Annotated in this window: 23 protein-coding genes, 1 tRNA gene and 1 pseudogene; 17 read left to right on the forward strand and 8 right to left on the reverse strand. The window is 47.3% G+C overall.

The window, feature by feature from the left end:
- Nucleotides 1–17: 17 nt before the first annotated feature.
- The 5 genes from GBK04_RS26350 to GBK04_RS31200 are packed head-to-tail and all read left to right on the forward strand — an operon-like array spanning nt 18 to nt 6,412.
- On the forward strand, nt 18–3,401 hold the full coding sequence (locus GBK04_RS26350) for a SusC/RagA family TonB-linked outer membrane protein (RefSeq protein ID WP_152764943.1): 3,384 nt from the start codon (nt 18–20) through the stop codon (nt 3,399–3,401).
- 19 nt (nt 3,402–3,420) lie between these two features.
- Entirely contained in the window at nt 3,421–4,383 is a 963-nt protein-coding gene (locus tag GBK04_RS26355; RefSeq protein WP_373331373.1) for a RagB/SusD family nutrient uptake outer membrane protein, read from the forward strand.
- Nucleotides 4,374–4,874, forward strand: a complete 501-nt coding sequence (locus tag GBK04_RS31190; protein ID WP_373331374.1) for a RagB/SusD family nutrient uptake outer membrane protein — start codon at nt 4,374–4,376, stop codon at nt 4,872–4,874. The genes GBK04_RS26355 and GBK04_RS31190 overlap by 10 nt, the downstream gene beginning before the upstream one ends.
- A 45-nt stretch (nt 4,875–4,919) precedes the next feature.
- The gene (locus tag GBK04_RS31195) at nt 4,920–5,546 is read left to right on the forward strand and encodes a sulfatase-like hydrolase/transferase (RefSeq protein WP_373331375.1); all 627 of its coding nucleotides are present in this window, start codon (nt 4,920–4,922) and stop codon (nt 5,544–5,546) included.
- 32 nt (nt 5,547–5,578) lie between these two features.
- On the forward strand, nt 5,579–6,412 hold the full coding sequence (locus tag GBK04_RS31200; protein WP_373331488.1) for a sulfatase-like hydrolase/transferase: 834 nt from the start codon (nt 5,579–5,581) through the stop codon (nt 6,410–6,412).
- 165 nt (nt 6,413–6,577) lie between these two features.
- On the opposite strand, the gene GBK04_RS26365 is transcribed toward GBK04_RS31200, so the two are convergent.
- Together GBK04_RS26365 and GBK04_RS26370 are read right to left on the reverse strand one after the other, a co-directional pair.
- Nucleotides 6,578–6,661: transfer RNA gene (locus GBK04_RS26365), tRNA-Leu, on the reverse strand.
- Nucleotides 6,662–6,736: 75 nt separating this feature from the next.
- Nucleotides 6,737–7,980 (reverse strand): annotated as a pseudogene (locus tag GBK04_RS26370) (ABC transporter permease).
- A 107-nt stretch (nt 7,981–8,087) separates the two neighbouring features.
- On the opposite strand from GBK04_RS26370, the gene GBK04_RS26375 reads away from it, so the two are divergent.
- Nucleotides 8,088–9,350 (forward strand): asparagine synthetase B, encoded by a 1,263-nt coding sequence (locus GBK04_RS26375; RefSeq protein ID WP_152766394.1) that lies wholly within the window; start codon nt 8,088–8,090, stop codon nt 9,348–9,350.
- A gap of 50 nt (nt 9,351–9,400) precedes the next feature.
- Here the strand turns inward: GBK04_RS26375 and GBK04_RS26380 are convergent, their stop codons facing one another.
- Nucleotides 9,401–10,411: a DNA/RNA non-specific endonuclease gene (locus tag GBK04_RS26380; RefSeq protein WP_373331376.1), complete on the reverse strand. Its 1,011-nt coding sequence runs from the start codon at nt 10,409–10,411 to the stop codon at nt 9,401–9,403.
- Between the two features lie 169 nt (nt 10,412–10,580).
- On the opposite strand from GBK04_RS26380, the gene GBK04_RS26385 reads away from it, so the two are divergent.
- Nucleotides 10,581–11,861, forward strand: coding sequence for a BaiN/RdsA family NAD(P)/FAD-dependent oxidoreductase (locus GBK04_RS26385; protein ID WP_152764948.1), 1,281 nt, complete (start codon nt 10,581–10,583; stop codon nt 11,859–11,861).
- A complete protein-coding gene (locus tag GBK04_RS26390) occupies nt 11,842–12,663 on the forward strand; it encodes a purine-nucleoside phosphorylase (protein WP_152764950.1) in 822 nt (273 codons plus the stop codon). The genes GBK04_RS26385 and GBK04_RS26390 overlap by 20 nt, the downstream gene beginning before the upstream one ends.
- A gap of 110 nt (nt 12,664–12,773) precedes the next feature.
- Here GBK04_RS26390 and GBK04_RS26395 read toward each other — a convergent pair whose 3' ends face one another.
- The 3 genes from GBK04_RS26395 to GBK04_RS26405 form a co-directional block, all read right to left on the reverse strand.
- A complete protein-coding gene (locus tag GBK04_RS26395; RefSeq protein ID WP_373331377.1) occupies nt 12,774–13,157 on the reverse strand; it encodes a hypothetical protein in 384 nt (127 codons plus the stop codon).
- Between the two features lie 175 nt (nt 13,158–13,332).
- Complete coding sequence (locus tag GBK04_RS26400) at nt 13,333–14,235, reverse strand: YihY/virulence factor BrkB family protein (protein ID WP_152764952.1); 903 nt, start codon at nt 14,233–14,235, stop codon at nt 13,333–13,335.
- A 55-nt stretch (nt 14,236–14,290) separates the two neighbouring features.
- Complete coding sequence (locus GBK04_RS26405; RefSeq protein WP_152764954.1) at nt 14,291–14,620, reverse strand: tetratricopeptide repeat protein; 330 nt, start codon at nt 14,618–14,620, stop codon at nt 14,291–14,293.
- A gap of 101 nt (nt 14,621–14,721) precedes the next feature.
- On the opposite strand from GBK04_RS26405, the gene GBK04_RS26410 reads away from it, so the two are divergent.
- The 8 genes from GBK04_RS26410 (at nt 14,722) to GBK04_RS26445 (ending at nt 20,872) form a co-directional block, all read left to right on the forward strand.
- Nucleotides 14,722–15,459 carry an electron transfer flavoprotein subunit beta/FixA family protein gene (locus GBK04_RS26410; RefSeq protein ID WP_152764956.1) on the forward strand — a complete coding sequence of 246 codons (738 nt, stop codon included), beginning with the start codon at nt 14,722–14,724 and terminating at the stop codon, nt 15,457–15,459.
- A 30-nt stretch (nt 15,460–15,489) separates the two neighbouring features.
- The gene (locus tag GBK04_RS26415; RefSeq protein ID WP_152764958.1) at nt 15,490–16,455 is read left to right on the forward strand and encodes an electron transfer flavoprotein subunit alpha/FixB family protein; all 966 of its coding nucleotides are present in this window, start codon (nt 15,490–15,492) and stop codon (nt 16,453–16,455) included.
- A gap of 148 nt (nt 16,456–16,603) precedes the next feature.
- Nucleotides 16,604–17,203: a bifunctional nuclease domain-containing protein gene (locus GBK04_RS26420; RefSeq protein WP_373331378.1), complete on the forward strand. Its 600-nt coding sequence runs from the start codon at nt 16,604–16,606 to the stop codon at nt 17,201–17,203.
- A gap of 114 nt (nt 17,204–17,317) precedes the next feature.
- Entirely contained in the window at nt 17,318–18,196 is an 879-nt protein-coding gene (locus GBK04_RS26425; RefSeq protein WP_152764960.1) for a cell division protein FtsX, read from the forward strand.
- Nucleotides 18,197–18,238: 42 nt separating this feature from the next.
- Nucleotides 18,239–18,454, forward strand: a complete 216-nt coding sequence (locus GBK04_RS26430; protein WP_152764962.1) for a DUF3098 domain-containing protein — start codon at nt 18,239–18,241, stop codon at nt 18,452–18,454.
- Nucleotides 18,451–19,230 carry an undecaprenyl-diphosphate phosphatase gene (locus GBK04_RS26435; protein ID WP_152764963.1) on the forward strand — a complete coding sequence of 260 codons (780 nt, stop codon included), beginning with the start codon at nt 18,451–18,453 and terminating at the stop codon, nt 19,228–19,230. Before GBK04_RS26430 ends, GBK04_RS26435 begins: the two co-directional genes overlap by 4 nt.
- A gap of 2 nt (nt 19,231–19,232) precedes the next feature.
- Nucleotides 19,233–19,940 carry a tRNA pseudouridine(55) synthase TruB gene (gene truB / locus GBK04_RS26440; RefSeq protein WP_152764965.1) on the forward strand — a complete coding sequence of 236 codons (708 nt, stop codon included), beginning with the start codon at nt 19,233–19,235 and terminating at the stop codon, nt 19,938–19,940.
- Nucleotides 19,940–20,872 (forward strand): bifunctional riboflavin kinase/FAD synthetase, encoded by a 933-nt coding sequence (locus tag GBK04_RS26445; protein ID WP_152764967.1) that lies wholly within the window; start codon nt 19,940–19,942, stop codon nt 20,870–20,872. Before truB ends, GBK04_RS26445 begins: the two co-directional genes overlap by 1 nt.
- Nucleotides 20,873–20,896: 24 nt before the next feature.
- On the opposite strand, the gene pheA is transcribed toward GBK04_RS26445, so the two are convergent.
- Nucleotides 20,897–21,970 (reverse strand): prephenate dehydratase, encoded by a 1,074-nt coding sequence (gene pheA, locus GBK04_RS26450; protein WP_152764969.1) that lies wholly within the window; start codon nt 21,968–21,970, stop codon nt 20,897–20,899.
- Nucleotides 21,971–22,044: 74 nt separating this feature from the next.
- Nucleotides 22,045–23,913: a DNA topoisomerase IV subunit B gene (locus GBK04_RS26455; RefSeq protein WP_152764972.1), complete on the reverse strand. Its 1,869-nt coding sequence runs from the start codon at nt 23,911–23,913 to the stop codon at nt 22,045–22,047.
- Nucleotides 23,914–24,170: 257 nt separating this feature from the next.
- On the opposite strand from GBK04_RS26455, the gene GBK04_RS26460 reads away from it, so the two are divergent.
- On the forward strand, nt 24,171–26,672 hold the full coding sequence (locus tag GBK04_RS26460) for an SLBB domain-containing protein (protein WP_152764974.1): 2,502 nt from the start codon (nt 24,171–24,173) through the stop codon (nt 26,670–26,672).

The raw sequence follows: 26,672 nt of genomic DNA on the forward strand, positions 1-26,672 counted from the left end.
GGCAGCCTATCAAAACTATGGAAAAACCTTTAGAACCGCAAGGCCGGTTTATCACATTCATGAGACTATCCATCGCACAACTTTTGTTGGCAGGCCTTTTTGTAAGCGTATCGTATGCAACGAGTGTTTCCGGTCAGGAGATTCTCGAAAAGAAAATCAGTTTGCGTCTGGAAAACAAATCCCTGAAAACGATTCTTTCCAGCATCGAATCCCAGGCCGAAGCCAGCTTCATGTATAGCCCCCGGGCTACCCGGGCTGACCGGATCACTTCTGTCAATGCTACGGAAAAACCCCTTGGTGAAGTACTCACTACCTTATTTGAACCCCTGAACCTGCACTACCGGCTGGTAGGAAAAAAAATTGTTCTTAGCAATTCGCCCACCGAACGAATGACGGGAGTAGGCATCGATAGAAATCTCGAACAACTCGATTTGATTGACCGAACCATTACCGGAAAAGTGAGTGATGAAACCGGAGAACGCTTACCGGGCGTGAGCATTGTCGTAAAGGGTACCCAGCGCGGTACGGTCACCAACGAGCAGGGTACCTATAGTCTGTCGGTGCCTGAACAAGCTCCGAATGGCGGGCCCGTTACGCTAATCTTCTCCTTTGTAGGGTACCTTTCGCAGGAAATCCCGGTTTCCAATCAATCGACGATCGATGTAACACTCGCCACGGACACCAAATCGCTGGAAGAAGTCGTCGTGGTAGGCTATGGTTCCCAGCGCAAAAGCGATCTGACCGGTTCGGTGGCCTCCGTTAGTGAAAAAGATTTTACCCAGGGTGTCAACAACTCCGCCCTGCAACTGCTGAATGGCAAAGCATCAGGGGTTCAAATCAGCCAGTCCAGTTCGGCGCCGGGGGGTGGCATTGCGATTCGTATCCGGGGAGCGGGTTCCATCAATAGTAGCAACGAGCCTCTCATCGTGATCGACGGTCTGCCTGGTGCTACGACCACTTCCATAAGCCCTGAGGATATTGCCTCTATTCAGATTCTGAAAGATGCGTCCGCGGCCGCCATTTACGGCTCACGCGCGGCCAATGGGGTGGTGCTTATCACTACCAAGAAAGGTACCAAGGGAAAACCTCAGGTCAATTACAGTGCCTACCTGGGTGTACAGACCGTAGCCAAACGCATGGAGTATCTGACTACCCCACAGTACATCAAAGTCCTGAACGATCTGTCCGCCGATCAGGGCGGTGCGCCCAAATTTACCCCGGATCAGATTAGTGCCATTGGCAACGGCACCGATTGGCAGGATCAGATATTCCGCACGGCATTGGCCCAAAACCATCAGCTATCATTTTCGGGCGGCTCAGACAATAGCAATTACTACCTGGGTATCAATTATCTGGATCAGGACGGAGTAGTACTGAGGTCGGGCTTAAAAAAGTATAATGTGCGGCTTAATTACCAAGTTTCGCCTTCCGACAAGTTTAAGGTCACCCTGAACCTGAATACCAACCGGACGTTGACGGACAATATCCTCACGACAAATTCAGGCAACGAAAACGCCGGGCCGATCAATACTGCCCTTCAATTCGACCCTACAATTGCCGCCGGGAAAGACGCTTCGGGCAACTACCCGTTCAATCCCGTAATTTCACTTGAAAATCCGCTAGCATTGCTATACGGGGTAGATCAAAAAAAGGTCGTGAACCGAACCTTCGGTACCCTGTCTGCTGATTATGAAATCCTGAAAGGCTGGACGACAACCCTACGCCTGGGTGGCGATATCGCCAATGAGCGCAACGACAATTATAATAGTACCATTACACAAAAGGGTTTGTCTTCGGGTGGGATCGGAAGTGTGGGCACTGGGGAAGATACGCACTGGATTTCTGAATTGTTTACCACGTACAACCATACCTTCAACGGCATCCATCAGCTTTCCATTCTGGGTGGAGCTACCCTGGAACGATACGATAGCAACGATCTCGGCGCCTCATCCATCGGCTTCCTATCCGATGCCAGCCTTACAAACCTCCTCCAAAGTGGCGACGGTGATCGGGGCGACAACGTCAGCAGCGGTCGCTTATCGAACCAGCTTAACTCCTACCTGGGACGGGTCAACTATACTTTGAAAGACAAGTACCTATTGACCGCCTCCATTCGGACGGATGGTACCTCCCGCTTTTCGGACAAAAACAAGTACGCTGTTTTCCCCTCCTTTGCGTTGGGATGGCGGATTTCGGAAGAACCTTTCATGCAGCAGAATAACGTTTTTAGCGATCTGAAACTACGGCTGAGCTACGGGCAGAGCGGCAACCAGGCCATTGGCAACTTTCAGACTTTACAGACTTTCATCGCGGGTGGCAAGGCAGTGCTGGGAGGCGGACTAGTGCAGGGGGTAGAACCCGCCCGGATTCCCAACCCCGATCTCCGTTGGGAAACCACCGAAGAATTTGACATCGGAGTTGATTTTGGCTTGATCAAGGGGCGGCTCAGTGGCTCGCTGGAATACTACAGCAAGACTACCCGTGATCAACTTTTCAACAAACCCCTGCCCACAACTTCGGGATTTCAGAACATCCTCGTGAATTTTGGCGAAGTACAAAACAAAGGCCTCGATCTGATGCTGGAGAGCCGAAACCTGGTGGGTGATTTCAAATGGAATACTAACCTTACCCTCTCGACCCTGAAGAACACCGTGGTTGACCTGCCTGACTTCATCTCGCAGATTCTGACGGGCGGGGTGGGCTTTACCAGCAATTACGCCCTGGTGCAGGAGGGCTCGTCCATGCGGTCGTACTATGGCTATGCGATCGATGGTATCCTGCAGTCGAAAGAAGAGGTTGCCGCTTCGGCCCAACCTAACGCCCAGCCCGGACATCCCCGCTTTGTGGATCAGAATGGCGATGGGAAAATCAGTCCGGACGACCGGGTGATTTTGGGCAGTCCATTTCCCAAGCTCATCGTGGGGCTGACTAATGGTTTCTCCTACAAAGGATTCGATTTGAATGTTCTGTTTACTGCGGTACAGGGTGTGAGCTCGCTGGACAATAATATTGTGGAATCGCTTTACCCGATCAATTTTGAACGAAACCGGATCGCAGAACATTACCTCGATCGCTGGACGCCCGAAAATCCGGGAGCAAGGTACCCCTCGGGCGTAAACCCCAGTACCTACGGGGGGGCGCTGGCGGTCAATTCCCTTACCATCAGTGATGCTTCCTTTATTCGTCTCAAAACAGCTTCACTCTCGTACGCCATTCCCCTGGCGGGCAAAAAAGTACGCTCCGCTTCGGTGTATGTGGCAGCAGACAACCTGCTCACTATTACCAAATTTCTGGGCTTCGATCCCGATGCCAATGCCTCGGGTAACGGCGTCGAACGGGCTAGCTACAACAGTTATCCGCTCAATCGCACGGTTCGTTTTGGGATCAATGTGGGCTTTTAATTCTTAAAAAGACTTTATTATGAAAAAAATACAACATAAGATTTTATCACTGGCGTTGATAGCCATTTGTTTGATTCCAACGGGTTGTCAGGAATTTTTGGCCGAGGAAGTATACACCCAGTATTCTCCACAGGATTTCCTCAAGAATGAAGACGGTATCAAAAAGGTACTCTATGGAGCGTACAGCCGTCTTCAAGTAAACAACGGCATGCGCGAAGATCAGTGGACTCTGTCCGAATTTCCGACCGACATGACGCTGGAAAGTGGCGGGCAGTTTGAGAAAGACGCTCTACCCTTTATTAATTTTCAATGGGATGCCTCTTCTGCCTTTTTACGCTCAATCTGGGTGCAGATGTACACGGCGGTACGTGATGCGAATGTGTTGTTGGAAAACATCGACCAGATCACTTCCATACCTCCAGCCAAGCTGGCGCAGTACAAGGCGGAAGGTCAGTTCATCCGGGCCGAAGCATTTGCCCATCTACATCGCTATTTCGGTCCTGTACCCTTGGTTTTGACCACCAGTACGGACGACCTCCAGCCGGCCCGACCTACCAACGAAGATTTCATCGCCTTCGTGGCCAGCGAATTGACCCAGTCCGCTCAAAACCTTCCCGTGACGCAAGACTTGCGGGGCAAAGCCGACAAAGGTACCGCCCTGGCCGTGCTGACTAAGTTTTATCTCAACACCAAACAGTGGCAGAAAGCGGCCGATGCAGCCAAAGAACTTATGGATTTGAAAAAATACAAGCTGTATCCCGAGATTGAAAATCTGTTTGCCGTCCAGAATGAGATAAACGATGAGTTCATTTACATCTATCCCTGTTTGGCTCAGGGGCCGGGCAATCTATACATGCCTCACGCTTTCCCCCCAATTACCCCATTCAGAGCAATTGGATCAATTACGGAGCGCAGTTCAGAACATATACAAGTTTTTATAAGACTTTCGACCCCGCTGACCGTCGCCTGCGGATGTTCGTGACCGAGTATACCGACACCAAAGGTGTCAAACAGAAATTACTGGAAGATGCCAATGGCAAACCCCTCGACAACGCCCGAAGCTTTAAGTACACACCCGATCCCAATGCGATTTCTCAGAACAATGGCAATGATATTCCCGAGATCCGCTATGCCGATATTCTTTTAAGTCGTGCCGAGGCTTTGAATGAACTGTCAGGTCCGACCCAGGAATCCATTGACCTCATCAATCAGGTACGTACCCGGGCCGCCGTTCCAGCTCTCTCGCTGGCGGACTTTTCTACCAAAGAACAACTTCGGGACCATTTGTTGAAAGAGCGGGGCTGGGAATTTTTCACCGAGGGCAAACGACGTGAAGATATGATTCGGATGGGTACCTTCATCAGTAATGCCGTAGCCCGTGGTAAGAATGCCCAACCTTTTCATGTCCTCTACCCCCTACCCCAGTCCGAAATTGAAGCTAACCCTAACCTCAAGCAAAACGAGGGGTACTAAACTTCTACAGTATCTTGGGAAAAAATAGTCTTAAATTCAATATGCATGGGTTTACTAGTTGATAAAAAAGCAGGTGTTTTTGGTTTCGTTTTGGCTTGTTGTGTCGTGGGGGTTCTGGGATTTTCCAATGATAAATCCCGGGTGCCCCCTGCCAAACCCAACATTCTATTCATTCTGGTGGATGATCTGGGTTGGACAGATATCGGGGCCTTTGGTAGTACTTTTTACGAAACGCCCAATATCGATGCGCTGACCCAAAAAGGCATGAAATTCACCAATGCCTATGCGGCTTGTCCGGTATGCTCGCCGACCCGAGCCAGCATCATGACGGGCAAGTACCCCGCGCGCCTGAATACGACGGATTGGTTCGGAGCCCCTCAACCAACTACAGTCAGCAAGCATTGGACCAGGGATAAACCGCTTTTGCCGGCAGAGTACCTTGAGAATCTCCCCTTAACCGAAACAACCCTGGCCGAAGCTCTGAAAAACAACGGATACGGTACCTTTTTCGCCGGAAAGTGGCACTTGGGCGAATCTCCGGAATTCTGGCCGGAACAGCAGGGATTCGATATCAATAAAGGAGGCTATTGGGCTGGCTCACCACGTGGCAACCACTACTTTACCCCTTATGACAATCCCCGGCTTACCGATGGCCCCCGGGTGAAAATCTAACCCTACGCCTGGCCGACGAAACAGTTTCTTACATCGAGCAACACAAATCCGAACCCTTCTTGGCCTACCTATCTTTTTATGCGGTACATAATCCACTAGGGGCACCGAAGGAACTGGTGGACAAATACACCGAAAAAAGGAAACGGATGGGGCTGAATGACCAATATGGAAAGGAAGGGGAAAGCAAAGTCCGGCTGAACCAGAGTTTACCCGTCTACGCGGCCCTGGTGGAAAACATGGATCGTGCGGTGGGTAAAGTGCTGACATCCCTGAAAAAAAATGGGCTGGACCGAAATACAATCGTCATATTCATGTCGGATAACGGCGGATTATCAACAGCAGAAGGCCAGCCTACCACCAACCTACCCCTTCGGGCTGGTAAAGGGTGGCTATATGAAGGAGGCATTCGTGAACCCATGGTAGTCTACTGGCCGGGCGTGACAAAATCAGGATCGAGAAGCGATATGCCGGTCATTAGTACTGATTTTTACCCTTCACTTTTGGAAATGGCCGGATTGCCCACTTTGCCCAAGCAACACGTCGATGGCATGAGCATGGTACCCCTCCTGAAAGGAAAAACCATGAAGCGAGGTCCGATTTATTGGCATTATCCCCACTACGGCAATCAGGGTGGGTCTCCGGGTTCGGCCGTACGGGATGGCGACTGGAAACTGATCGAATGGTTTGAGAAAGAGCGTGGTTTAGAGCTTTACAACCTTAAAAACGACATTGGCGAACACATTAACCTGGCGGCTAAAAATCCTGAAAAAACTCGAGTACTGCATGAAATGCTAAAAAAATGGCGTCAGGAAGTAGACGCTCAAATGCCCAGTCGTAATCCTATGGCGGCCAAAGCGGGTAAATGAAGTACCTTAATTCTTTTCAAATATTAAGGTTTAAAAGTACGCGCGAGGTTGTAAACTGACAGTATTCTAAACGGATTCTATTCGCCTTTACCTGTTGCATTGAAGCAACAATCCTCATCACGACACAAAAAATCCCCAAGCAAATTGCTTGGGGATTCGTCCCAGTACCCGGAGCCGGAGTCGAACCGGCACGAGTGTAACCTCATTGGTGTTTGAGACCAACGCGTCTACCAATTCCGCCATCCGGGCATCTTGTTTCTGCTTTGGGATTGCAAAATTAGCCAGATTGGGCTATTTCCCAATATCCTTTGAGAAATTATTTTGTTATTCGTACCGAAGTGCCTCGATGGGGTCCAATCGAGAGGCCTTAATGGCGGGATAAATTCCGGAAATAACCCCTACAAAAACACATACCAGAATTCCCAGGAACATCCAAAACCACGGGACAATGAATTGACTATCGGTGCTTATGGAGGTAGAAATGATATTGCCAATCCCAATGCCCAGCAGCAATCCCGCCAAACCACCTAAAATACAGATAACGATGGCTTCGATCAGGAACTGGAGTCGGATTACCCGGGGGTAGCCCCCAATGATTTCCTGATGCCAATTTCGCGCGTGCGTTCGGTAACTGAAACCATCATGATGTTCATCAACGCGATAGACGCTCCTAACAAAGTAATAATTCCGATCCCGAAACCACCCATACGGAGATAACCAGTAATATTTTCAAAATCTTTGGCCAAGGCATCGGCACGCTGAATTTCAAACGAATCCTGTTTTCCCAATTGATCACCTCTTACTCTTCGCATGAGGCCGCGGGCCTCCTCAATAATGTACTCGCCGTCGTTGGATTTGGGGGCTGAGGCAGTGATCTCAAAGGTCAAGGCTCGGTTAGCGGCCAGCGCTCTTCCCGTTTCCAAGGGAACAATGATGAGTCGATCGGCGTCGGTACCCCCACCAAGCGATCCCTTTTTTGCAAGGACTGCAATAATCTTAAATTGTCCACCCATAAAACTGATTTCTTTATTCAAAGGCTCCTCGCGATCAAATAAACTGTTGACTACCTCCTGGCCTACGATCGCTACGTTCAATGAATTCTCTAAGTCCGATTTATTGAAATTTCTTCCCTTACTGACTGAATACCCTTTGATGGCAAGATAGTCCTGGTCTGCCCCAATAATGCGCACATTGGGATTTGTTTTCTTTGAAAGGTACTTGACCTGGACGGCCCCGCCTACATTGGTAGCCAGGGAAACATTGGCATCGAAATCCTGTCGGAAATGGTTAGCAAACTGCGTTGCTTCATGGTAATTGATATCTTCAAACTGCTTCCTTCGCCGTCCACCAGACCGCCTCTGATCCTGAGAGTAATTGGAAACGCTGAATGTATTAGCCCCCAGATCGGCAAAACTACTGTTGACCGAACTCTGAATCCCATCAATGGCCGTCAGGATTCCTACCAGAGAAGTAATACCGATGGCGATGATCAGTGCTGTCAGTACTGTCCTAAGCATGTTGGATTGAATAGAGCGCAGACTCTCACTAATGTTTTCTCGTATATTCATGGGCCAAACCGTGCATTTTGCACAATATTTGTATAAATTTCGTTATGGAAGATATCAAAAAGTTTAATAAGGTAAAGCTGCACAGGATGCGACAAAGATTCAAACCGATGGTACGGCTGTTTGTTCCGCTTATCATTTTTTTAGGCATATCTGCCCATTCCATGGCCAATCGGTTGCTGATTCCGATGGATGCTACCCAAAAAAACCATTTGAAAGCGTATGGAGTTGCCTTCTGGATTTTAAAAGCCTATAATACTGAACTTGACTGGCTGCTCAACTACCGCGGAGGTAGTTTTATGGTGACCTACACCCAGAAATTTGCTACCGAAATGACTATCCGTGGCGTTAGTTTTGACGTGATTTCAGAAGGTCAGGCCAGTCAGATTTTGAGCGAAATTTCTGCGCCCGACGCCAACATGGACGCCGTTAAACTTCAAAAAGCCCCCCGCATTGCGGTATACTCGCCCAAGTCGAAACAACCCTGGGACGATGCCGTTACCATGGTACTTACCTATGCCGAAATTCCTTACGACGTGGTGTTTGATGAGGAAGTACTGAAAGGCAAATTGCCCGAGTACGATTGGCTGCACCTCCACCACGAGGATTTTACGGGCCAATACGGCAAATTTTACACCTTTAAAGATTACCCCTGGTACCGCGAGCAAAAACGGGAAGCAGAGCAGATTGCCGAAAAATTTAATTTTTCTAAAGTTTCGCTAATGAAGCTGGCCGTTGTGAAAAAAATCCAGGAATTCGTTGCAGGCGGTGGATTTATGTTCGCGATGTGCAACGCTACCGACACATTCGATCTGGCCATTGCGGCTGCAGGAGTTGACATTGTGGAGACACCCTATGATGGTGATCCGGCGGACCCAGCCGCCAATAACAAGCTCAATTTCGAGAACACTTTTGCATTTAAGGATTTCAAAACCTACACCGATCCTTATATCATCGAATTCTCGACCATCGATAACCAACCGCAGGAGCGTGAAATGAGTGAAGATAACGACTATTTTACGCTCTTCCAGTTTTCAGCCAAATGGGATCCCATCCCAACGATGTTGACGCAGAACCACCAGACTTTGATCAAAGGTTTTTTGGGGCAAACTACCGCCTTCAAAAATCAGTACATCAAGCCCGATGTGGTGATTATGGCCGAAACCAAACAAGCCGGAGAAGCTCGCTACATTCATGGTACCTACGGAAAGGGATTCTTTACATTTTACGGAGGCCATGACCCCGAAGACTACCAACATCGCATTGGCGAAGAACCTACCGATCTTAATCTGCACCCCAACTCAGCAGGGTACCGCCTTATCTTGAACAACATTCTGTTCCCGGCCGCCAAGAAGAAAAAACTAAAAACCTAATAGCCCAAGCTTCTTATATTCTATAAAATAAAGGCAGGGTACCCTCCACATTATTCAAGCCGGTACCACTCGCGCGCATTGCTTTTGGACTCTACATTCCGTTCGATCGAGTCGGGAAGCCTTGGAAAAAAGTCGATTCCAGTTATTTTTTCGATAGAATCTATGGGTACTACGAAGCTGCTCAAAGGGGCTTTGGAGGGCTCGTTATTGAGTAAAAATCCAATTCCTTTCACGTAGGGAGGATTTACATAGAGAATCACTTTATAAAATTGTTGTGGTACGGAAACCTTATTCAGACGCCCAATGGTTGGGAGTCCCGGTTTGAGAACCGGACCCGTCACTACATAGATCCGCTGATATTTAACGGCCCAGACACGCACCATTTTTTCTAGTTCCAGCCAGATTCCCCGGTTGAATTGCGGTTCCTGTGGACTAATATTGCTCATATAAAAGGTTTCCTTCATTACCTGATAGGAATTTTTAAAATCGGCGGCAGGAGCCAGATGGCCACGGTCGTACCCACTGCGGGTGTAGTCAGCTGTGACCGCAGTACCACTTTGAACCACCGGATCGGGCATGAATTGGTTGTCACGCTCCTCTCCCCCCTGAATCTGATCGGCCTGCAAGACATAGGCCACCCAGGCGGCTTGCTCGTATTGTTCTACATACCGAAGAGTATACCCTACCCGCCTTACCAATTGATCGTTGGAACTAATGGCTGGGAGAAAAAAATCGCGTTGGTTAACAATCCGGTTCAATTCCGCGTCCGAGACAGGTAGCTCCTGAGTTTTAGATTTTTCCTTGATCCCAGGGGTCGGCTTTTGAGCAGATGCACTTGGTGATGCAGGTATCTGCCGATCTACGGCCAGGGTATCCGGTAAAGTAGTTTTGCTCGAGGGTTCAGGTACCTTGTAGGGATTTTCAGGAGAATGCTCATCGGTGGTGAAAGCCGACTTAATCGTTTCCCAAAACTTTACCACCGGTTGCGATTTCCCTCCATAATGCAAGAACAAGCCTACTGTGAAAAACAGGATAAGTAGTAAAAGGGTATTGTTCGGCATTCGAAAACCACGACGCTTGTAGCTGGCCATCCTACTGATATTGAGTATAGGGGTTGAATGAAATTAGGGACAAATTCACCTACAAATGTAATGCAATTTACCACGAAGACCGCCCGGCCTAAGCCTGGGTAGTCTATCTTTGTCGCGAATGGCAGTAAGTTATCAATCCATGCGCTTAGTAATCATTGGTGGAGGGGCGGCTGGTTTCATGGCGGCCGTTACGGCAGCACAAACCAATCCCGAGGCCCAAATAACAATTCTTGAAAAGAACCGGACGGTACTCAATAAAGTCCGGATTTCGGGCGGTGGACGTTGCAATGTCACCCATGCCTGTTACGATCATCGCGCCCTGGCATCCCAGTATCCGCGGGGCGAATCACTACTTCGAAAACTTCTACCGCTTTTTGACGTTCGATCCACGATTTTCTGGTTCGAATCCAAAGGGGTACCTCTTAAAGTAGAGTCCGATGGTCGTATGTTTCCCGAAAGCAATTCATCGGAAACAATCATCACTTGCCTCCTCGCTCAAGCCGCTACACACCATATTCAGGTTCGCACCAGCACAGGAGTTCAATCATTCACATATTCTTTTCAGGAAGAAACGGAAAATACGTTCAATCTACTTCTCCAAAACGGAGAGACAATAACCGCCGATCGTTTGCTGATCGCTACCGGGGGACACCCCCAACGCAAAGGATTTGACTGGGTAGCGGAGCACGGGCACCGGATCGAAACACCTCTTCCTTCTTTGTTTACATTCAATGTGCCCCAAAATTATTTAAAACCTTTGTCGGGCGTTTCAATGCAGGATACCGCATTGAAAATCATGGGTACCCCATTAGAATGGCGTGGCCCCTTGCTCATCACACATTGGGGTTTCAGCGGACCGGCAGTTCTGAAACTTTCGGCCTGGGGCGCGCGCGAACTTGCTGCCAGGAATTACGACTTTGTACTTCGCATCAACTGGTTGCCTGCGCTCACGCAACAGGAGATACGTCAGGAACTTCTGGCCCAAAAGGGTACCTCACCGAAACAAATGGCAGCTACCCAGGCCCGCTTCGGAGTCCCGCACCGTCTGTGGAAAGCCCTGCTAGAGAAAGCGGACATCGAGCCAACGCTCCGTTGGCTCGATGTCTCGAATAAAGGTATCAATAGATTGGTCGATTTGTTGACCAATAGTCAGTTCAACATTCAGGGAAAAAGTACTTACAAAGAAGAATTCGTTACGGCAGGAGGAGTGAGTCTGTCAGAGGTAAATCCTATGACATTGGAAAGCGTAAGGGTACCTGGACTTTATTTTGCCGGGGAAATTCTGGATGTAGATGGAATAACGGGAGGATTTAATTTTCAGAATGCCTGGACTACGGGCTATATTGCAGGAAAAATGATAGGCACATCCCAAGACCCCATTCTTACGCGAAACTCGACAGATGACTCTACAACAGATTGAAGAAACCGCCACCTACCTTTCCCAGGCTACCCAGGGTTTCAAACCCGAAATCGGCATCATTCTGGGAACGGGTTTGGGTTCACTGGTTGGTGACATCGAGGTGGAATATGCGATAGATTATTCCGACATCCCCCACTTTCCAGTTGCCACCGTTGAGTTCCATTCCGGGAAATTGTTTTTCGGTACGCTCTCCGGAAAAAAAGTGATTTGCATGCAGGGAAGATTCCACTACTATGAGGGGTATAGCATGCCACAAGTCGTTTTTCCAGTGAGGGTTATGAAAGTATTGGGGGTACATACTCTTCTGGTATCCAATGCCGCTGGCGGGCTGAACTCCCTTTACAAACTCAGTGACCTGATGATCATCAGGGATCACATTAGTCTTTTTTTACCCAACAATCCCCTGATTGGTAAGAATATCGACGAGTTGGGAGATCGTTTTCCCGACATGTGCGATCCCTACGATCCGGCCCTCGTGGCCATGGCCCTTGGTATCGCCCGGGAACAGGAAATCAAAGCTCATGCCGGAGTATATGTAAGCGTACCGGGCCCTCACCTCGAGACACGGGCTGAATACCGATTACTCCGGATGCTGGGAGCCGATGCGGTAGGCATGAGTACTGTACCTGAGATCATTGCCGCCCGCCAGATGAACCTACGCTGTTTTGGGCTATCAGTAATCACTGATTTGGGAATTCCCGAAACCCTCGAGAAAACGGACATTGCTAAGATTATTCAGGCTGCCGAAGCCGCTGAGCCAAACATGACCCTCCTGATCCGGGAAATGATCGCCCGGTTGTAGGGAATCCTTGGGCTGGTGTTGGTGAGAGGATTGAATACACTCAACGCAAAAAAGACAGGTAGAGAAATTTTCTCTACCTGTCAGATATAGGTTGGATAGTATAGGGTACCTCAGCTGATTTTGACTACTTCAGCGGGAATATTATGCTGGCTCACGATATCACGGGTGTACCGTACATGACCACGCGGAGCCATCAAGTAAAGTTTGCCACCTTTCATGCTGGCTAGCTCGCTTAGCAGTTTCCACTTGGAAATATCCTTCATCAACTTGTCGGTTTTCATGGATACTTCCAAATAGTGCTTATTAAACATATTCACCCCCGTAACATCGGGTGTAAACACTTGATTGTCTTGGGTACGCTCATAGGATTTGGGAGTTTCGTAGCCTTCGATGTTAGCCCTAATTTCTTTAAATCCGTGAGATTGAGCCCACTTGACAACATTTTCAATGAATCCGTCTTTTTCCATAAACACGCGAATATTTGTACCTTCCATTCTTGCAGGAAAGTGGTTAAATGATGATTTGAATCGGAGGAAATGAATGAGTTGAAAGTTGATCCGTCCTGAAATATCAGATCAAATTATTCAGATATTCTGCAATTTACGAAGAATATCTCTGAATTCCAATTTATTAGCCTTTTTTCTCTACTTCCGGTCAACAACCAATTGCTTATTTTTCCTTTTCAGCCACCATTTTTATGATTTTTACAGCATGTGGAGAAGGCATGATATGGGTACCATCGGAATTGGCATAAACCTTGGTGAACTCAGCACCAAAATACAGTATGATTGAAGAATAGTAGACCCACGAAAGCAGAATAATGATGGAAGCAGAAGCTCCATAAGTGGCGCCCAAGTCAGACTGCCCGATGTAGAAACTGATTAGAAACTTACCCAGCGCAAATAGTACCGCGGTGAATCCTGCTCCCACAAAGCACTCCTTCCAGCGAATTTTTCCATCGGGAAGTACCTTGAAAATCACAGCAAACAAAAGTGTAATAATACCCAGTGCTATGGCCGTATTCAATATGTAGAAGAATATGATTGAAGCCTCGGAAAAATATTTTTCAAGACGGGCACTGAGCAGATCCACCAATGCATTCACCCCAAGCGTAACGATGAGCAGAAATCCCAATGTTAAAATCAGCGAGAACGAAATCAACCTGGTTTTGAGGTATTTAAGCCATCCTTTTTCAGGCCGGGCTTCGATAGACCAGATATAATTGATAGAGCTCTGGATTTCGGCAAATACTCCGGTCGCTCCGATTAACAAGGTACCTACCCCAATCGCTGCCGCTACGCCCGATTTGTTGGATAGCTCCGCGTTTTTGAGGATATCCTGCAGCTGGGTGGCCGCTTCGTTACCTACCAACCCACTGATTTGTTCGAATACCTGGCCCTGGATGGCGTCTCTTCCAAAAAAGACGCTTAGCACCGTAATCATAACCAGTAGCATGGGAGCTAGGGAAAAAATGGTATAGTAAGATAGAGCCGCACTTAATTTCATACCCTGATCGTTCATGAAATCAGTGGCGGCCGTTTTGAGAATGGTAAAATATTCAGAAATTTTCATGGTTCATGATTAAATCAAAATAGAAAAATGTGGTGCGGCAAGACGGATTAGATACTTATTCATCCAATTGATCGTCTTCGAAAGCCCGATATGCCCGTAGTAACTCCTGCTGTGCCTTGGTGTTTTTCTGTTCGGCAGCGATTTGTATCCCCTTTTCGAATATTATGCGTGCTTTGTCGATCTCTCCAATAAGGATAAAAAATTGTGCCGCGTGATAGTAGGTAGGCAGATAATCAGGGAAATCGCTTAACAAACGCTCAAAATGCTCGGAGGCCACGCTGGCATCATGTTTTTGATACTCGAGGGCAAGAGCGTACAGATTGAAAGGGTCTCTTGGATCCTCCTCGTAAAAAACCAACAATTTTTCCAGCAGGGTTGTTTTCATCCAAAAATATTATGCTTGCATACTATTATTTTAATTCCGTATATTCGCAACAACAAGCCTAGAAGCAGAAAAGTTATTTTCCTTTATCCTTTTAGTACCCTATGAAGATACTCGTGTGTATTACCAATGTGCCCGATACTACGGCCAAAATATCCTTTACAGATAACGATACCAGGTTCAATAAAAATGGTGTGCAATACATCATCGGCCCCTACGACGACTACGCCTTGGCCCGAGGTGTTGAGCTGAGGGAAGCTAGCGGGGGTAGCCTTACGGTACTTAATGTGGGCGAAAGCGACAGTGAACCTCAAATTAGAAAGGCACTGGCCATTGGGGCCGACGAGGCCATTCGGGTTAATGCAGAGCCCACAGACTCTTATTTTGTAGCATCGCAGATCGCCCACATTGCTAGCCAAAATAAGTATGATTTAATTCTCATGGGCCGTGAATCACTTGACTTCAACAGTGGCGTGGTACATGGACTGGTAGGAGAAATGCTGGGAATTCCTTCTTACTCCCCCGTAATGCAACTGGATGTAACGGAAGGTAAAGCAGAATTTGCCCGCGAAATTGACGGAGGAAAAGAACACCTAGTGGCCAGCCTCCCCTTGGTTTTGGGTTGCCAAGAGCCCATTGCTGAATGGAAAATTCCCAATATGCGGGGAATAATGACCGCCCGAACCAAGCCACTCACGGTCGTAGAGCCCGTCGATGTGGACACAATGGTCACTCTTGAAAAATATATTCAACCTGCCCCTAAGGGAGCCTGTAAAATGATTCCTGCTGATGAGGCAGAGCAGCTTATTACGCTGCTGAAAACAGAGGCTAAAGTACTTTAATGATTTTGTATTATAATATCCGTTGAAAATATGTCCGTATTGATTTTTGTAGAACTGGATCAGGGATCGATCAAGAAAACCTCCCAGGAAGCCATATACTATGGCGGCAAAGTTGCCGAATCGTTAAATACCGGAGCTACGGTTTTAGCCATTGGCAACGCCGACGAGATAAACTTACAGGTAGCCGGACATTTCGGAGCACAAAAGGTTCTCCATGTCACGGAATCCAAACTTAGTCATGAAAATAGCCTAGCCTATGCGGATACACTTGTGCAGGCTGTCCAACAGGAAGGAAGTACTGTAATCGTAATGGCCAAATCGGGGCTGGGCGACGCCGTTGCTGCTCGCGCAGCAGCCAAACTCAAAGCCAGCGTGGTTTCAGGAGTCACCAGCTTGCCTGATCTCTCCAATGGATTTAAGGTGGAGCGCAGTATTTACACCGGAAAAGCCTTTGCCATAGTCGACATAAAATCTGATATAAAGATTCTTGCCATAAAGAAAAATGCCCTGGAAGTAGTTGAAACCGACCAAATAGCTTTGGTAGAATCCTTTGCTCCTACCCTGCGCGATTCTGATTTTGCCGCTACAGTTACGAATACGGAAAAAGCTTCCTCCGAGCTTTCCCTTAATGAAGCCGACATTATTGTATCGGGAGGACGTGGAATGAAAGGACCTGAAAACTGGGATCCCCTCCTCGAACTTGCCCATGCGCTGGGAGCCGCTACGGGATGCTCCAAACCGGTTTCCGATCTGGACTGGCGCCCCCACCATGAACACATTGGCCAAACGGGCATCAAGGTTGCTCCCAACCTTTATATTGCCTGTGGTATTTCGGGAGCCATTCAGCATTTAGCGGGCGTCAATGGCTCCAAGTGCATCGTGGTGATAAACAAAGACCCCGAAGCCCCTTTCTTTAAAGCGGCGGATTACGGAATTGTGGGGGATGTTTTTGATATTTTACCTCGTCTGACTCAAGCTGTAGAGGCATCCAAATAAACAAAAGAGCTGGTTTGACCCGTCGGGCATTTTTTAATGCCCGACGGGTTTTCTATTTTTGCGTTTTTATTTCTCTTCGCAGGAAAATAAATTTTGATCAAATCCAACTAAACCAGCCGTATCTCAACTGTAACAGGTAGCGTATCCAGTGAAAAAGATAAAATTAGAAATTTTGGGACTTTCTCCCAGCCAAGCCCAGTCCGGCTCCTTTGCCCTCATTTTGGGAGAGGAAATGGGCAACCGTCGGCTTCCCATCATCATCGGTGTTTTTGAAGCCCAGGCTATTGCCGTACAAATTGAAAACATTGTTCCGAATCGTCCTATGACCCATGACTTGTTCAAGTCTTTTGCCGACTCGCTCAACTACTCTTTGAAAGAAATCATCATTTCGGAACTCAGTGAAGGAATATTCTATGCCAAAATCGTGTGTGGTGACGATATGCGGCAGGTAGAAATCGACTCGCGCCCTTCCGATGCCATTGCGATCGGCATACGGTTCGGTGCTCCTATTTATACCTATGAATCTATTTTATCGGAGGCGGGTATCGTGTCAAGCGACCTCACCGAAGACTTTGACGAAGGCGACCAGGAACGCGTTCGCGAACCCTTGCGCACCCGGGGATCGTTCAGCGAGCAACTGCGGGAAATGGGTAATGACGAATTGCAAAAAATGCTGGACGAAGCACTTACCAAAGAGGAATACGAAAAAGCGGCAAAGATTAGGGACGAGCTCGAAAAAAGAAATTAGGTACCCTCCCGTTCGGTAGGTTTTAGTTAAAAATCGTTAAGTCACTCTACCTACCCCTCAGAATTGGCTATTAATGCCTATTATTGCATCTTATAAGTACTTTGAATTGTATACATGGCCCAAAAGAAAAAGATCGGGAGCTACCCCAACACTATGATTGTAATCAGCCTGACGGCTGCCCTTTTTCTGATCGGCTTTTGTGGAATCCTGGTGGTCCAGTCCAAAAAGCTGGTGTCGATCATACGCCAGAATATCGAGGTTCGAGTATTTATTGACAAAGGTACCACCTCAGCCGGCCAGGACTCACTTTTGGTCAAACTTCAGCAAAAACCTTACGTGCAGACTGCCGGTGATAGCCTTTCGATTCTTTATGTGTCGAAAGAACAAGCCGCCGAAGAATTTATGGAAGGTACCAAAGAGGATTTTACGGCTTTTCTGGGCGAAAATCCCTTGCGGAACAGCTATCGGGTGAAAGTTCAGGAAGACTACTTTGAAGAAGCCAAGTTAAAAGCGATCAAGTCAGATTTGGAACAGCTGCCCGGAGTCTACGAAGTAGTGTATCAGGAAAACCTGGCCGATGCCATAAATAAGAATATTACCAAACTATACATCGTACTGGCCTCTTTCGCCCTCATCATGCTGGTGATCATCGTGTTGCTCATCAACAATACCATAAAACTTGCCATTTATTCACAGCGTTTTCTGATACGCAGCATGCAACTGGTGGGAGCTACCAATGGCTTCATTCAGAGACCCTTCCTGATGCGGGGCATTACGCAGGGATTGATCAGTGCTTTGATCGCCGGTTTCTTTCTGGTTATTTTACAGCAAGTGGCCATACGTAACGTTGAGGGACTTTCACAACTTCAGGAACCTCAGAAATTGGTTTTTTTGCTCGCTTTGCTGTTGATTTTGGGTATCCTAATTGGGATCGTTAGTACTACCCAGTCACTTTCCCGATATCTCAAAATGTCGCTTGACGATCTTTACTGACCGCCTAAACTTATTTTTTCATAACTTTTTCTCAAGCCTTCTATGGACGCCAATAAAAACCATCTTCCTTTTCACGCTCCCAACTACCGACTGATGCTTATTGGCCTGGGAGTTATCCTGCTGGGCTTTATCATTATGAGCCTGGATACCGCTGAATTCGGTTTTGGAGTTCTGGGCCTTACCGTTGGGCCACTGGTTACGGTGGCTGGCTTTGTGGTTGAGTTTTGGGCCATTCTGCGCAAACCCTCCCATTCATGACCATTTGGCAAGCGCTTCTTCTTGCGATTATCGAGGGAATCACTGAGTTTCTGCCGGTTTCCTCCACGGGCCACATGATCATTGCCTCTTCCTTTATGGGAATCAGCCATGATGAGTTCACGAAAATGTACACGGTCAATATCCAGTTCGGAGCCATAATATCCGTGCTGGTACTCTACACCCGGCGATTTCTTCAAACCACCGATTTTTACTACAAGCTTTTTGTTGCTTTCCTACCCGCAGCGGTCATTGGATTTTTATTAAATGATTACATCGATGCCCTGCTCGAAAATGTGGTGGTCGTTGCCATTTCCCTACTGGTGGGGGGGATTATTCTGGTATTCATCGACCGCATTGCTCAGGAACATCCTAAAGATCGGGAAATTACCTATCCTGAAGCACTAAAAATTGGGTTCTACCAATGTATCGCCATGATTCCGGGGGTATCTCGTTCGGCTGCCACTATTATTGGGGGAATGTTTCAGGGACTTACCCGTCGGCAGTCTGCCGAATTTTCGTTTTTTCTGGCAGTACCTACCATGGCTGCAGCGGCCGGCTACAAGTTCCTGAAGACGTATGAAAGCATTCAGGCAGCCGACATCAAAATCCTTCTCTTTGGAAATGCCATCGCCTTTATAGTGGCCATGCTGGCTATCCGTTTTTTTATTAATTTTCTTACCCGCTACGGCTTCAAGGTATTTGGTTACTACCGTATCATACTGGGTATCATATTGCTGGCTCTATTGGCAATGGGCTATGAACTGGATATTGTTTGAAAATGAGTGAGGTACCCCAGCCTGATCATGCACCCGATGAAGGCGAGTTGATTCTAATCGACAAGCCATTAACCTGGACTTCATTCGATGTAGTGAAAAAATTGAAGTGGGCCTGTAAATTCAAAAAAATAGGGCATGCAGGTACCCTCGATCCTCTGGCTACCGGATTGCTTATTTTGTGTACCGGAAAAAAGACCAAACAAATCGATTCCTACCAGGCTCAGGAAAAAGAGTACGAGGGTACCCTGGTATTAGGAAAGACGACCCCATCTGTGGATCTGGAAACTGAATTCGATAGGGATTTTCCAGTCGATCATATAACCCAGGAAGCCCTGGAAAGAACGGCTCTGCAACTCTCGGGTACGCTTCAGCAGCTTCCTCCCATTTACTCGGCCGTGCGTTTGAATGGTGAACGACTCTATAAAAAGGCCAGGCGGGGCGAGACCGTCGAAATCAAACCGCGGGAAGTTACAGTCCATACCTTTGAAATAGATTCCCAAGACTTCCCTACTGTTCATTTCCGGATTGTATGCAGCAAAGGTACCTACATCCGCAGCCTGGTACGTGATTTTGGACAAATACTGGAAAGTGGTGCCTATTTATCAGCTTTACGGCGAACCCGAATTGGTGATTTTTCGGTTTCTGATTCAGTACCGATGGAGCGATATATCAATGACAAACGGACTGAATTGAATCTTACCAACGATTGATGAACGTTTACCATAGTCTCGAATCATTTCAAAAACGTCTTTACGCCGTCGTTACGAGCGGTACCTTCGATGGGGTCCATCGGGGGCACCAAAAGATTCTGAGCCGTTTGCGGGAGCTAAGTATCCAACTTCAGGGTGAATCCGTAGTGCTCACCTTTTGGCCACATCCTCGAATGATCGTTTCAAACGACAGCCAGAACTTGCAACTTCTATCTACTATCGAGGAGAAAGTCGCATTGTTCAGTCAGCTGGGGATCGACCATCTTATCATTACTCCTTTCACAAGGGCATTTTCTGAACTCTCTTCCGAAGAATTCATTCAACAGGTTCTGGTAGATCGCATCGGTACTAAGAAATTCGTGATAGGCTACGACCATCGCTTTGGCCGGAATCGAGAAGGAAGTTTTGAATATTTACAGGAAAAGGCTCCGTCCTATGGTTTTGAAGTTGAGGAAATCCCCCGACAGGACATTGACGCTCTGGCTGTAAGCTCCACTCGTATTAGAAATGCCCTTTCGCGGGGTGAAGTATCCACGGCAAATGAGTTGTTAGGAAGGCCTTATGCCTTTTCAGGTACCGTGGTGAAAGGCCAGCAACTGGGTCGCACCCTGGGGTACCCTACGGCAAACATCGAGGTGCGGGAAACCTATAAATTGATACCGGCCAACGGGGTGTACGCCGTGCATGTCCGGAAGGGAGAACAACTGCTCAGCGGTATGCTGAACATTGGTGTAAGGCCTACCGTAGATGGCAGTACGCGTACCATTGAAGTACACCTCTTCAACTTCAAAGAGGATATCTACGGTGAACATCTAGAAATCCAGATCAGGCACTACCTCCGACCCGAATTGAAATTTGAAAGTATCCAAGCTCTGGTACAACAACTACACCTGGATAAGGAATCTGCACTTCAATATTTACCAGTTCATTAGTGTCTTCATACCTGTCCTGTCGGGCTAGGCGGTCCGCACATAGCTTCCCAGCACTTTGAGATTATTACCGTACTTGGCCAGAATTTCCCGGATCGCCTCATCCTCGTAGTGTCCCTCGAATTCAACCAGAAACCAGTAACGAAACGATGATCCCTGGCGAAGAGGGCGGCTTTCTATTTTGGTCAGATTAATTCCCCGATCATAGAAATCCTTTAAAAAATCGAAAAGTACCCCTGGTTTATGGGTATTGGGTAGGTTGGCAATGATTGTGGTCTTATCCGCCTGACTTTTCTGATTGGTGAAGTTCTTAGAGATGATCAAAAACCGGGTTCGGTTCTGGTCACTGTCACCAATGTTGTCGAATAGCACCGGCACTCCGTAAAGCCTTGCGGCAATATGCGAGCAGATCGCCGCCGAGTCGGGCTCGTTGAAAGCCAGTTTGGCGGCTTTTGACGTCGATTCCACAGGGATTAGTTCAATGCGATTATCTTCGAAGTACTCTCTCAAAAACTTGCTACACTGCCGGAAAGCGATATCCTTAGAATAGATTCGACGGATTTGGGTCAATGAATCAAATTGGGAAGCGAAGGCAAAATGTATGGAAAGGTAGGCTTCGGCAGCAATATGGAGCTCTTTTTCACGGAGTAAATCTACCGTCTCACCCACCATACCTTCCTGATTATTCTCGATCGGTACTACGCCAAAGCGCGCACGCCCTGTTTCCACACTGTCAAAAATTGAATGTATGGTAGGGAGCACCAGATATTCGCTCATACCACCAAAACGGCTTTCTGCCGCCTGATGGGTAAAGCTACCCTCTGGTCCGAGGTAGGCAATGCGTTCGGGCAATTCAAGATTGCGCGACACGGCAAATATTTCCAAAAAAATGGCCTCAATGGCCGACCGCGACAGCAAGCCATTATTTTGTCTGGTGAGCCGATCCAGTATCTGTTTCTCGCGCTCGGGGCGATATATGATTGCTTTTTGGGCTCGTTTTACCTCGCCTACGGCTTTGACATGCTCCATGCGCTCATTGAGTAAAAGCAGGAGTTGGTCATCCAGGGCATCAATCCGTTGTCTGAGTTCTGATAAATCCAAGAGAGGGTATGCGTAGAATGAATGAAAGAACCGGGGAGCGGGCACTAAGCTACCCCGGTTCTTTCGGAATTAATTTAAGCTGCTAATTCTTCAATATTTTTTTCCACTTTCAAATTATCAATGATAAATTTCTGACGATCCGGCGAGTTTTTCCCCATGAAGTAGGTCAATAACTTCTGGATAGAGGTTTCTTTTTGCAGGATTATGGGTTCAAGATGCATCTCCTCGCCAATAAAGGTACCAAACTCTTCCGGCGAGATCTCACCCAAGCCCTTAAAACGCGTTATTTCAGGTTTGTTGCCCAGGCGTTGCACGGCCTGCTGCTTTTCTTCTTCCGAGTAGCAATACACGGTTTCTTTTTTATTACGAACCCGGAAAAGGGGGGTTTCCAAAATGTAAAGATGGCCATTCCGTACCAAATCCGGGAAAAATTGCAGAAAAAATGTCATAATTAGCAATCGGATGTGCATACCGTCCACATCCGCATCCGTAGCAATCACGATCCGGTTGAAGCGCAGGTTTTCGATCCCATTTTCAATATCGAGAGCATGCTGAAGAAGGTTAAACTCCTCATTTTCATACACGATTTTTTTGGTAAGCCCAAAGCAATTGAGTGGCTTACCCCGCAGACTGAACACCGCCTGGGTCTGCACGTTACGTGATTTTGTAATGGATCCACTGGCGGAGTCACCCTCTGTTATGAAAAGTGTGGTATTGAATCGTTCTTCCAATTTGGCATCGGTCAGGTGCTGACGGCAATCGCGAAGCTTCTTATTGTGGAGGTTTGCTTTTTTGGCCCGCTCGTTGGCGAGTTTCTTAATTCCTGCCAATTCCTTTCGCTCCTTCTCGGACTGTTCGATCCTTTTCTTAATGGCATCCCTGGTTTCGGGATGCATGTGCAGGTAATTGTCAATGCGCTCCTTGACGAAATCGTTCATAAACGAGCGTACCGACTGGCTGTTCGGATCAGGTGAAAGCGTGTTTGAGCCAAGCTTAGTCTTCGTTTGGGACTCAAAAATGGGCTCTTGTACCCGAATTGCAATGGCGGCCACAATGGAACTTCGCACATCTTCGGTGGCGTATTCCTTGTTAAAGTGTTCACGTATAACCTTTACAATCGATTCCCGAAATGCCGTCAGGTGGGTACCTCCCTGCGTAGTGTACTGGCCGTTTACAAACGAATAATATTCTTCACCGTACTGGTTATTGTGGGTCATGGCCAACTCAATATCCTCTCCTTTCAAATGGATAATCGGATATCGAAGCGAATCTTCGTCCGTTTTGTCACGTAAAAGGTCCAGCAAGCCATTCTGGGAGAAATATTTCTGCCCATTGAAGTTGATCGTAAGGCCTGCATTCAGGTAGCAGTAGTTCCGAATCATGGAATCCAGATACTGCGGAATATATTTGAAGTTTTTAAAGATAAGGTTGTCAGGCTCGAAAGCTATGAATGTCCCGTTTCGTTGGCTCGATGGTTCTTCGCCCGATTCATTTGTCAGTTCCCCTTGTTCAAATTCGGCCCATTTGGTCTTTCCATCCCGAAACGACTGGACCCTGAAATAATTAGAAAGTGCATTGACGGCTTTGGTACCCACACCGTTTAGACCCACGGACTTCTGAAAGGCCCCGGAATCGTATTTTCCTCCCGTATTGATCTTGGAGACGCAATCTATCACTTTCCCCAGGGGTATGCCCCGTCCATAGTCCCGCACTTCAACCCTGTGTTCGGAAATTTTTATTTCGATGGTTTTACCGTTTCCCATCATGTGCTCATCGATAGAGTTATCGACTATTTCCTTCACCAGCACGTATATTCCGTCGTCCACGGATGCTCCATCCCCTAGTTTCCCGATATACATCCCCGGTCTTAGCCGGATATGTTCTTTCCAGTCAAGTGATCGGATACTGCTTTCATCATATTGTACTGGATTAGTTTCTGCCATTGCACTACTAAGTTATGATATTAATAAAATAAGAACAGATACGTATGATAATTCAAATAACGTTACCTTATGGAAATGCAGCTGTAAATTTCCGATAAATAGGAATTCTTTAAAAATAGGAAAAATCTGCTTTACTTTGCCCTTTCAAATATTTGAACAAGATTTGCACTTTTAAAAGACACACTTCTTTATTTCTTAACGTTTCGTTTCGATAAAACGTCAACATTCCCAACGAACAATTCATAGCCAGCCAACTAATGATCCTGAATAGTCCTGCAATTTATCAGAAAAACCTTCTGCTCGCACTTGTGGTTTTCTGCATTGCTCTTTCACCCGTTTTTTCCCAAGTAACTACTCCTGCTCCTACCGGTGCTCCTTCCACATCGGGCACAGGGGCCAGCACTACCAGTAGGCCTGGAAACGCCTCTAGTCAAAGTAATACGAATACTCCCACGAATCCCAATGCACCCCAAACGTCCGCCAATACGCCTCAAACGACCGCTAATGCTCAGACGGATGTAAATCCCCAGGATGCCAAGTCTCAAGCCGAGGCAGCTTTGAAAGCCGCTGACCAGGAAAAAACAGAAAACGAAAAAAATGCAGCTTCGGTCGTTGACCAGAAGAAACAGGAGCTTCGCGATAAAATATTTGGCTTTGATGTATTCGCCAATAAACAGTACGAGCCTATTTCCGGGAAAAGTATAGCCACACCCTCTGACTATACCATAGGTCCAGGTGACGCCTTAACACTTTATATTAACGGCTATGCCGAATTGCCGACGCAGGATTTGATCGTAAACCGAGACGGCTTTATCTCATTGATACGGGTCGGCAATGTGAATGTGGGAGGCAAGTCCATCGAAGAAGCTCAGAAAATCCTGCTGAGCCGTTATTCCAAATACATTCCCAGTCTACTAGGTTCGGGGGGGAATTCGGCCCCTACCAAACTTACCCTTACTCTTAGCCAGACGCGTGAAGTAAATGTTTTCGTGACTGGTGAGGTTATCAACCCGGGTAGTTATTCGCTCACCTCGCTCTCATCAGCCTTCGACGCGCTGTACCAGTCAGGCGGCCCCAACGAAATAGGTACCTTTCGGGAAGTCAAAGTAATCCGGAATAATAAAGTGGTTTCCACTTTTGACATTTATCCTTTCCTTACCTCTGGTACTCTGGAAGGCGCAATCCGGGTACAGGATAATGACCGAATTACGGTAGGTTATTACAAAAAGCGTGTTGAGCTCATCGGTAATGTCAAAAGACCGGGTCTGTATGAACCCAAGGAAGGTGAAGTGCTTAGCGATATCATCGGCTACGCCGGAGGATTCACAGACATTGCGTATCGGGGTCAAGTAAAAGTCTATCGGATAACGCCGCGTGAACGCCGCATATTAGATGTTTACAGCGATCAGTTTGACAAGTTCGTTTTGGAAACCGGGGATGAAATTGAGGTTGAAACAGTTCTGGACCGGTTTGAAAATATTGTTACGATTGAAGGTGCAGTCATGCGACCCGGCGAATATTCCATCGATAATAATCCCTCACTGAAAGTTCTGATTGAGCACGCGCAGGGACTACGGGAAGATGCTTTTACGGGACGTATCTATGTTTCGCGCACTCGGGCTGACCAGTCGGTAGAAAACATCCCCTTGAATCTGGCGGATATCATCAATGGTACCGCAGAAGATTTGCTCCTTACCCGTCTTGATAAAGTCACCATTCCATCCCGGTTCGACCTTGCTGAGCAATCTTCAGTACATATTCAGGGAGAAGTGAATAATCCTAAAATTGGAGATAACGGAGGAAATTTCGCCTACATGACTAATATGACTCTTGAAGACGTCATATTGATGGCGGGTGGTTTCAAGGAATCGGCCAAGGCCTCCCAGGTTGAAGTGGTGCGTCGGGTACGCAACTCTGATCCCCAGGCCTCGGACGCAAGTATTTCCCAAACGTTTCGCTTTGATGTCAATCGGGATCTGAGTTTAAACGGAAAAGATAGCGGATTTCCGTTGATGCCTTTTGATGAAATCATTGTCCGTAAATCCCCAAATTATCAGGAGCAGCAGTTCATCACACTAGATGGTGAATTTCTTAATCCCGGAGAATATGGGATCGAAAGTAAAAATGAGAAAATTACGGACCTTATTGACCGCTCGGGTGGGCTCACCAACTTGGCCTATGTAAAGGGAGCCACCCTAATCCGTAGAACTCCGGTTTCAGATTTTGAGACCCAGCAAACCGCTACGGCCCTGAACCAAATTCAAAACGACCTTAAAAAGGGAGCCGTTACGACAAACGCGGAAGCCGGTGTGCGGCAGGAATACATTAACATTCGGTTGGACAAAATTTTGAAAAACCCGAATTCCAACGACAATATCATCGTTCAGCAAGGTGATATTTTGCGCGTACCCAAGCGGCTCGAAACGGTTCAGGTAAAAGGGGAGCTTTTGTATCCTACTACCGTGAAGTATGATGAATCAATGTCTTTTCTTGATTTTATTTCGCAATCAGGAGGATTCACACGGCAATCCCTTAAACGAAGTTCTTTTGTTAAATATCCCAATGGCTCGGTTGATCGCACTAGGAAGTTCCTGGTATTCAACGTATACCCAAAGGTAGAGCCGGGTTCGGAAATATACGTACCTTCGAAAGTTGGAAATGAACTTACTACCCAGCAGATTTTGCAACAGGGTATTTCGATTACTTCTACGTTGTTCACCCTTATTCTATCCGTATTGGCATTCCGCACAATCCGGTAA

This window comes from Salmonirosea aquatica (assembly GCF_009296315.1).
GTDB lineage: Bacteria > Bacteroidota > Bacteroidia > Cytophagales > Spirosomataceae > Salmonirosea > Salmonirosea aquatica.

What these genes read in the sequence shown, in the direction of transcription:
- GBK04_RS26350 (WP_152764943.1), top strand. Translation starts at nt 18, where the DNA reads ATGGAAAAACCTTTAGAACCGCAAGGCCGGTTTATCACATTCATGAGA.
- GBK04_RS26355 (WP_373331373.1), top strand. Translation starts at nt 3,421, where the DNA reads ATGAAAAAAATACAACATAAGATTTTATCACTGGCGTTGATAGCCATT.
- GBK04_RS31190 (WP_373331374.1), top strand. Translation starts at nt 4,374, where the DNA reads ATGTTCGTGACCGAGTATACCGACACCAAAGGTGTCAAACAGAAATTA.
- GBK04_RS31195 (WP_373331375.1), top strand. Translation starts at nt 4,920, where the DNA reads ATGGGTTTACTAGTTGATAAAAAAGCAGGTGTTTTTGGTTTCGTTTTG.
- GBK04_RS26375 (WP_152766394.1), top strand. Translation starts at nt 8,088, where the DNA reads ATGGTACGGCTGTTTGTTCCGCTTATCATTTTTTTAGGCATATCTGCC.
- GBK04_RS26380 (WP_373331376.1), bottom strand. Translation starts at nt 10,411, where the DNA reads ATGCCGAACAATACCCTTTTACTACTTATCCTGTTTTTCACAGTAGGC.
- GBK04_RS26385 (WP_152764948.1), top strand. Translation starts at nt 10,581, where the DNA reads ATGCGCTTAGTAATCATTGGTGGAGGGGCGGCTGGTTTCATGGCGGCC.
- GBK04_RS26390 (WP_152764950.1), top strand. Translation starts at nt 11,842, where the DNA reads ATGACTCTACAACAGATTGAAGAAACCGCCACCTACCTTTCCCAGGCT.
- GBK04_RS26395 (WP_373331377.1), bottom strand. Translation starts at nt 13,157, where the DNA reads ATGGAAGGTACAAATATTCGCGTGTTTATGGAAAAAGACGGATTCATT.
- GBK04_RS26400 (WP_152764952.1), bottom strand. Translation starts at nt 14,235, where the DNA reads ATGAAAATTTCTGAATATTTTACCATTCTCAAAACGGCCGCCACTGAT.
- GBK04_RS26405 (WP_152764954.1), bottom strand. Translation starts at nt 14,620, where the DNA reads ATGAAAACAACCCTGCTGGAAAAATTGTTGGTTTTTTACGAGGAGGAT.
- GBK04_RS26410 (WP_152764956.1), top strand. Translation starts at nt 14,722, where the DNA reads ATGAAGATACTCGTGTGTATTACCAATGTGCCCGATACTACGGCCAAA.
- GBK04_RS26415 (WP_152764958.1), top strand. Translation starts at nt 15,490, where the DNA reads ATGTCCGTATTGATTTTTGTAGAACTGGATCAGGGATCGATCAAGAAA.
- GBK04_RS26425 (WP_152764960.1), top strand. Translation starts at nt 17,318, where the DNA reads ATGGCCCAAAAGAAAAAGATCGGGAGCTACCCCAACACTATGATTGTA.
- GBK04_RS26430 (WP_152764962.1), top strand. Translation starts at nt 18,239, where the DNA reads ATGGACGCCAATAAAAACCATCTTCCTTTTCACGCTCCCAACTACCGA.
- GBK04_RS26435 (WP_152764963.1), top strand. Translation starts at nt 18,451, where the DNA reads ATGACCATTTGGCAAGCGCTTCTTCTTGCGATTATCGAGGGAATCACT.
- truB (WP_152764965.1), top strand. Translation starts at nt 19,233, where the DNA reads ATGAGTGAGGTACCCCAGCCTGATCATGCACCCGATGAAGGCGAGTTG.
- GBK04_RS26445 (WP_152764967.1), top strand. Translation starts at nt 19,940, where the DNA reads ATGAACGTTTACCATAGTCTCGAATCATTTCAAAAACGTCTTTACGCC.
- GBK04_RS26455 (WP_152764972.1), bottom strand. Translation starts at nt 23,913, where the DNA reads ATGGCAGAAACTAATCCAGTACAATATGATGAAAGCAGTATCCGATCA.
- GBK04_RS26460 (WP_152764974.1), top strand. Translation starts at nt 24,171, where the DNA reads ATGATCCTGAATAGTCCTGCAATTTATCAGAAAAACCTTCTGCTCGCA.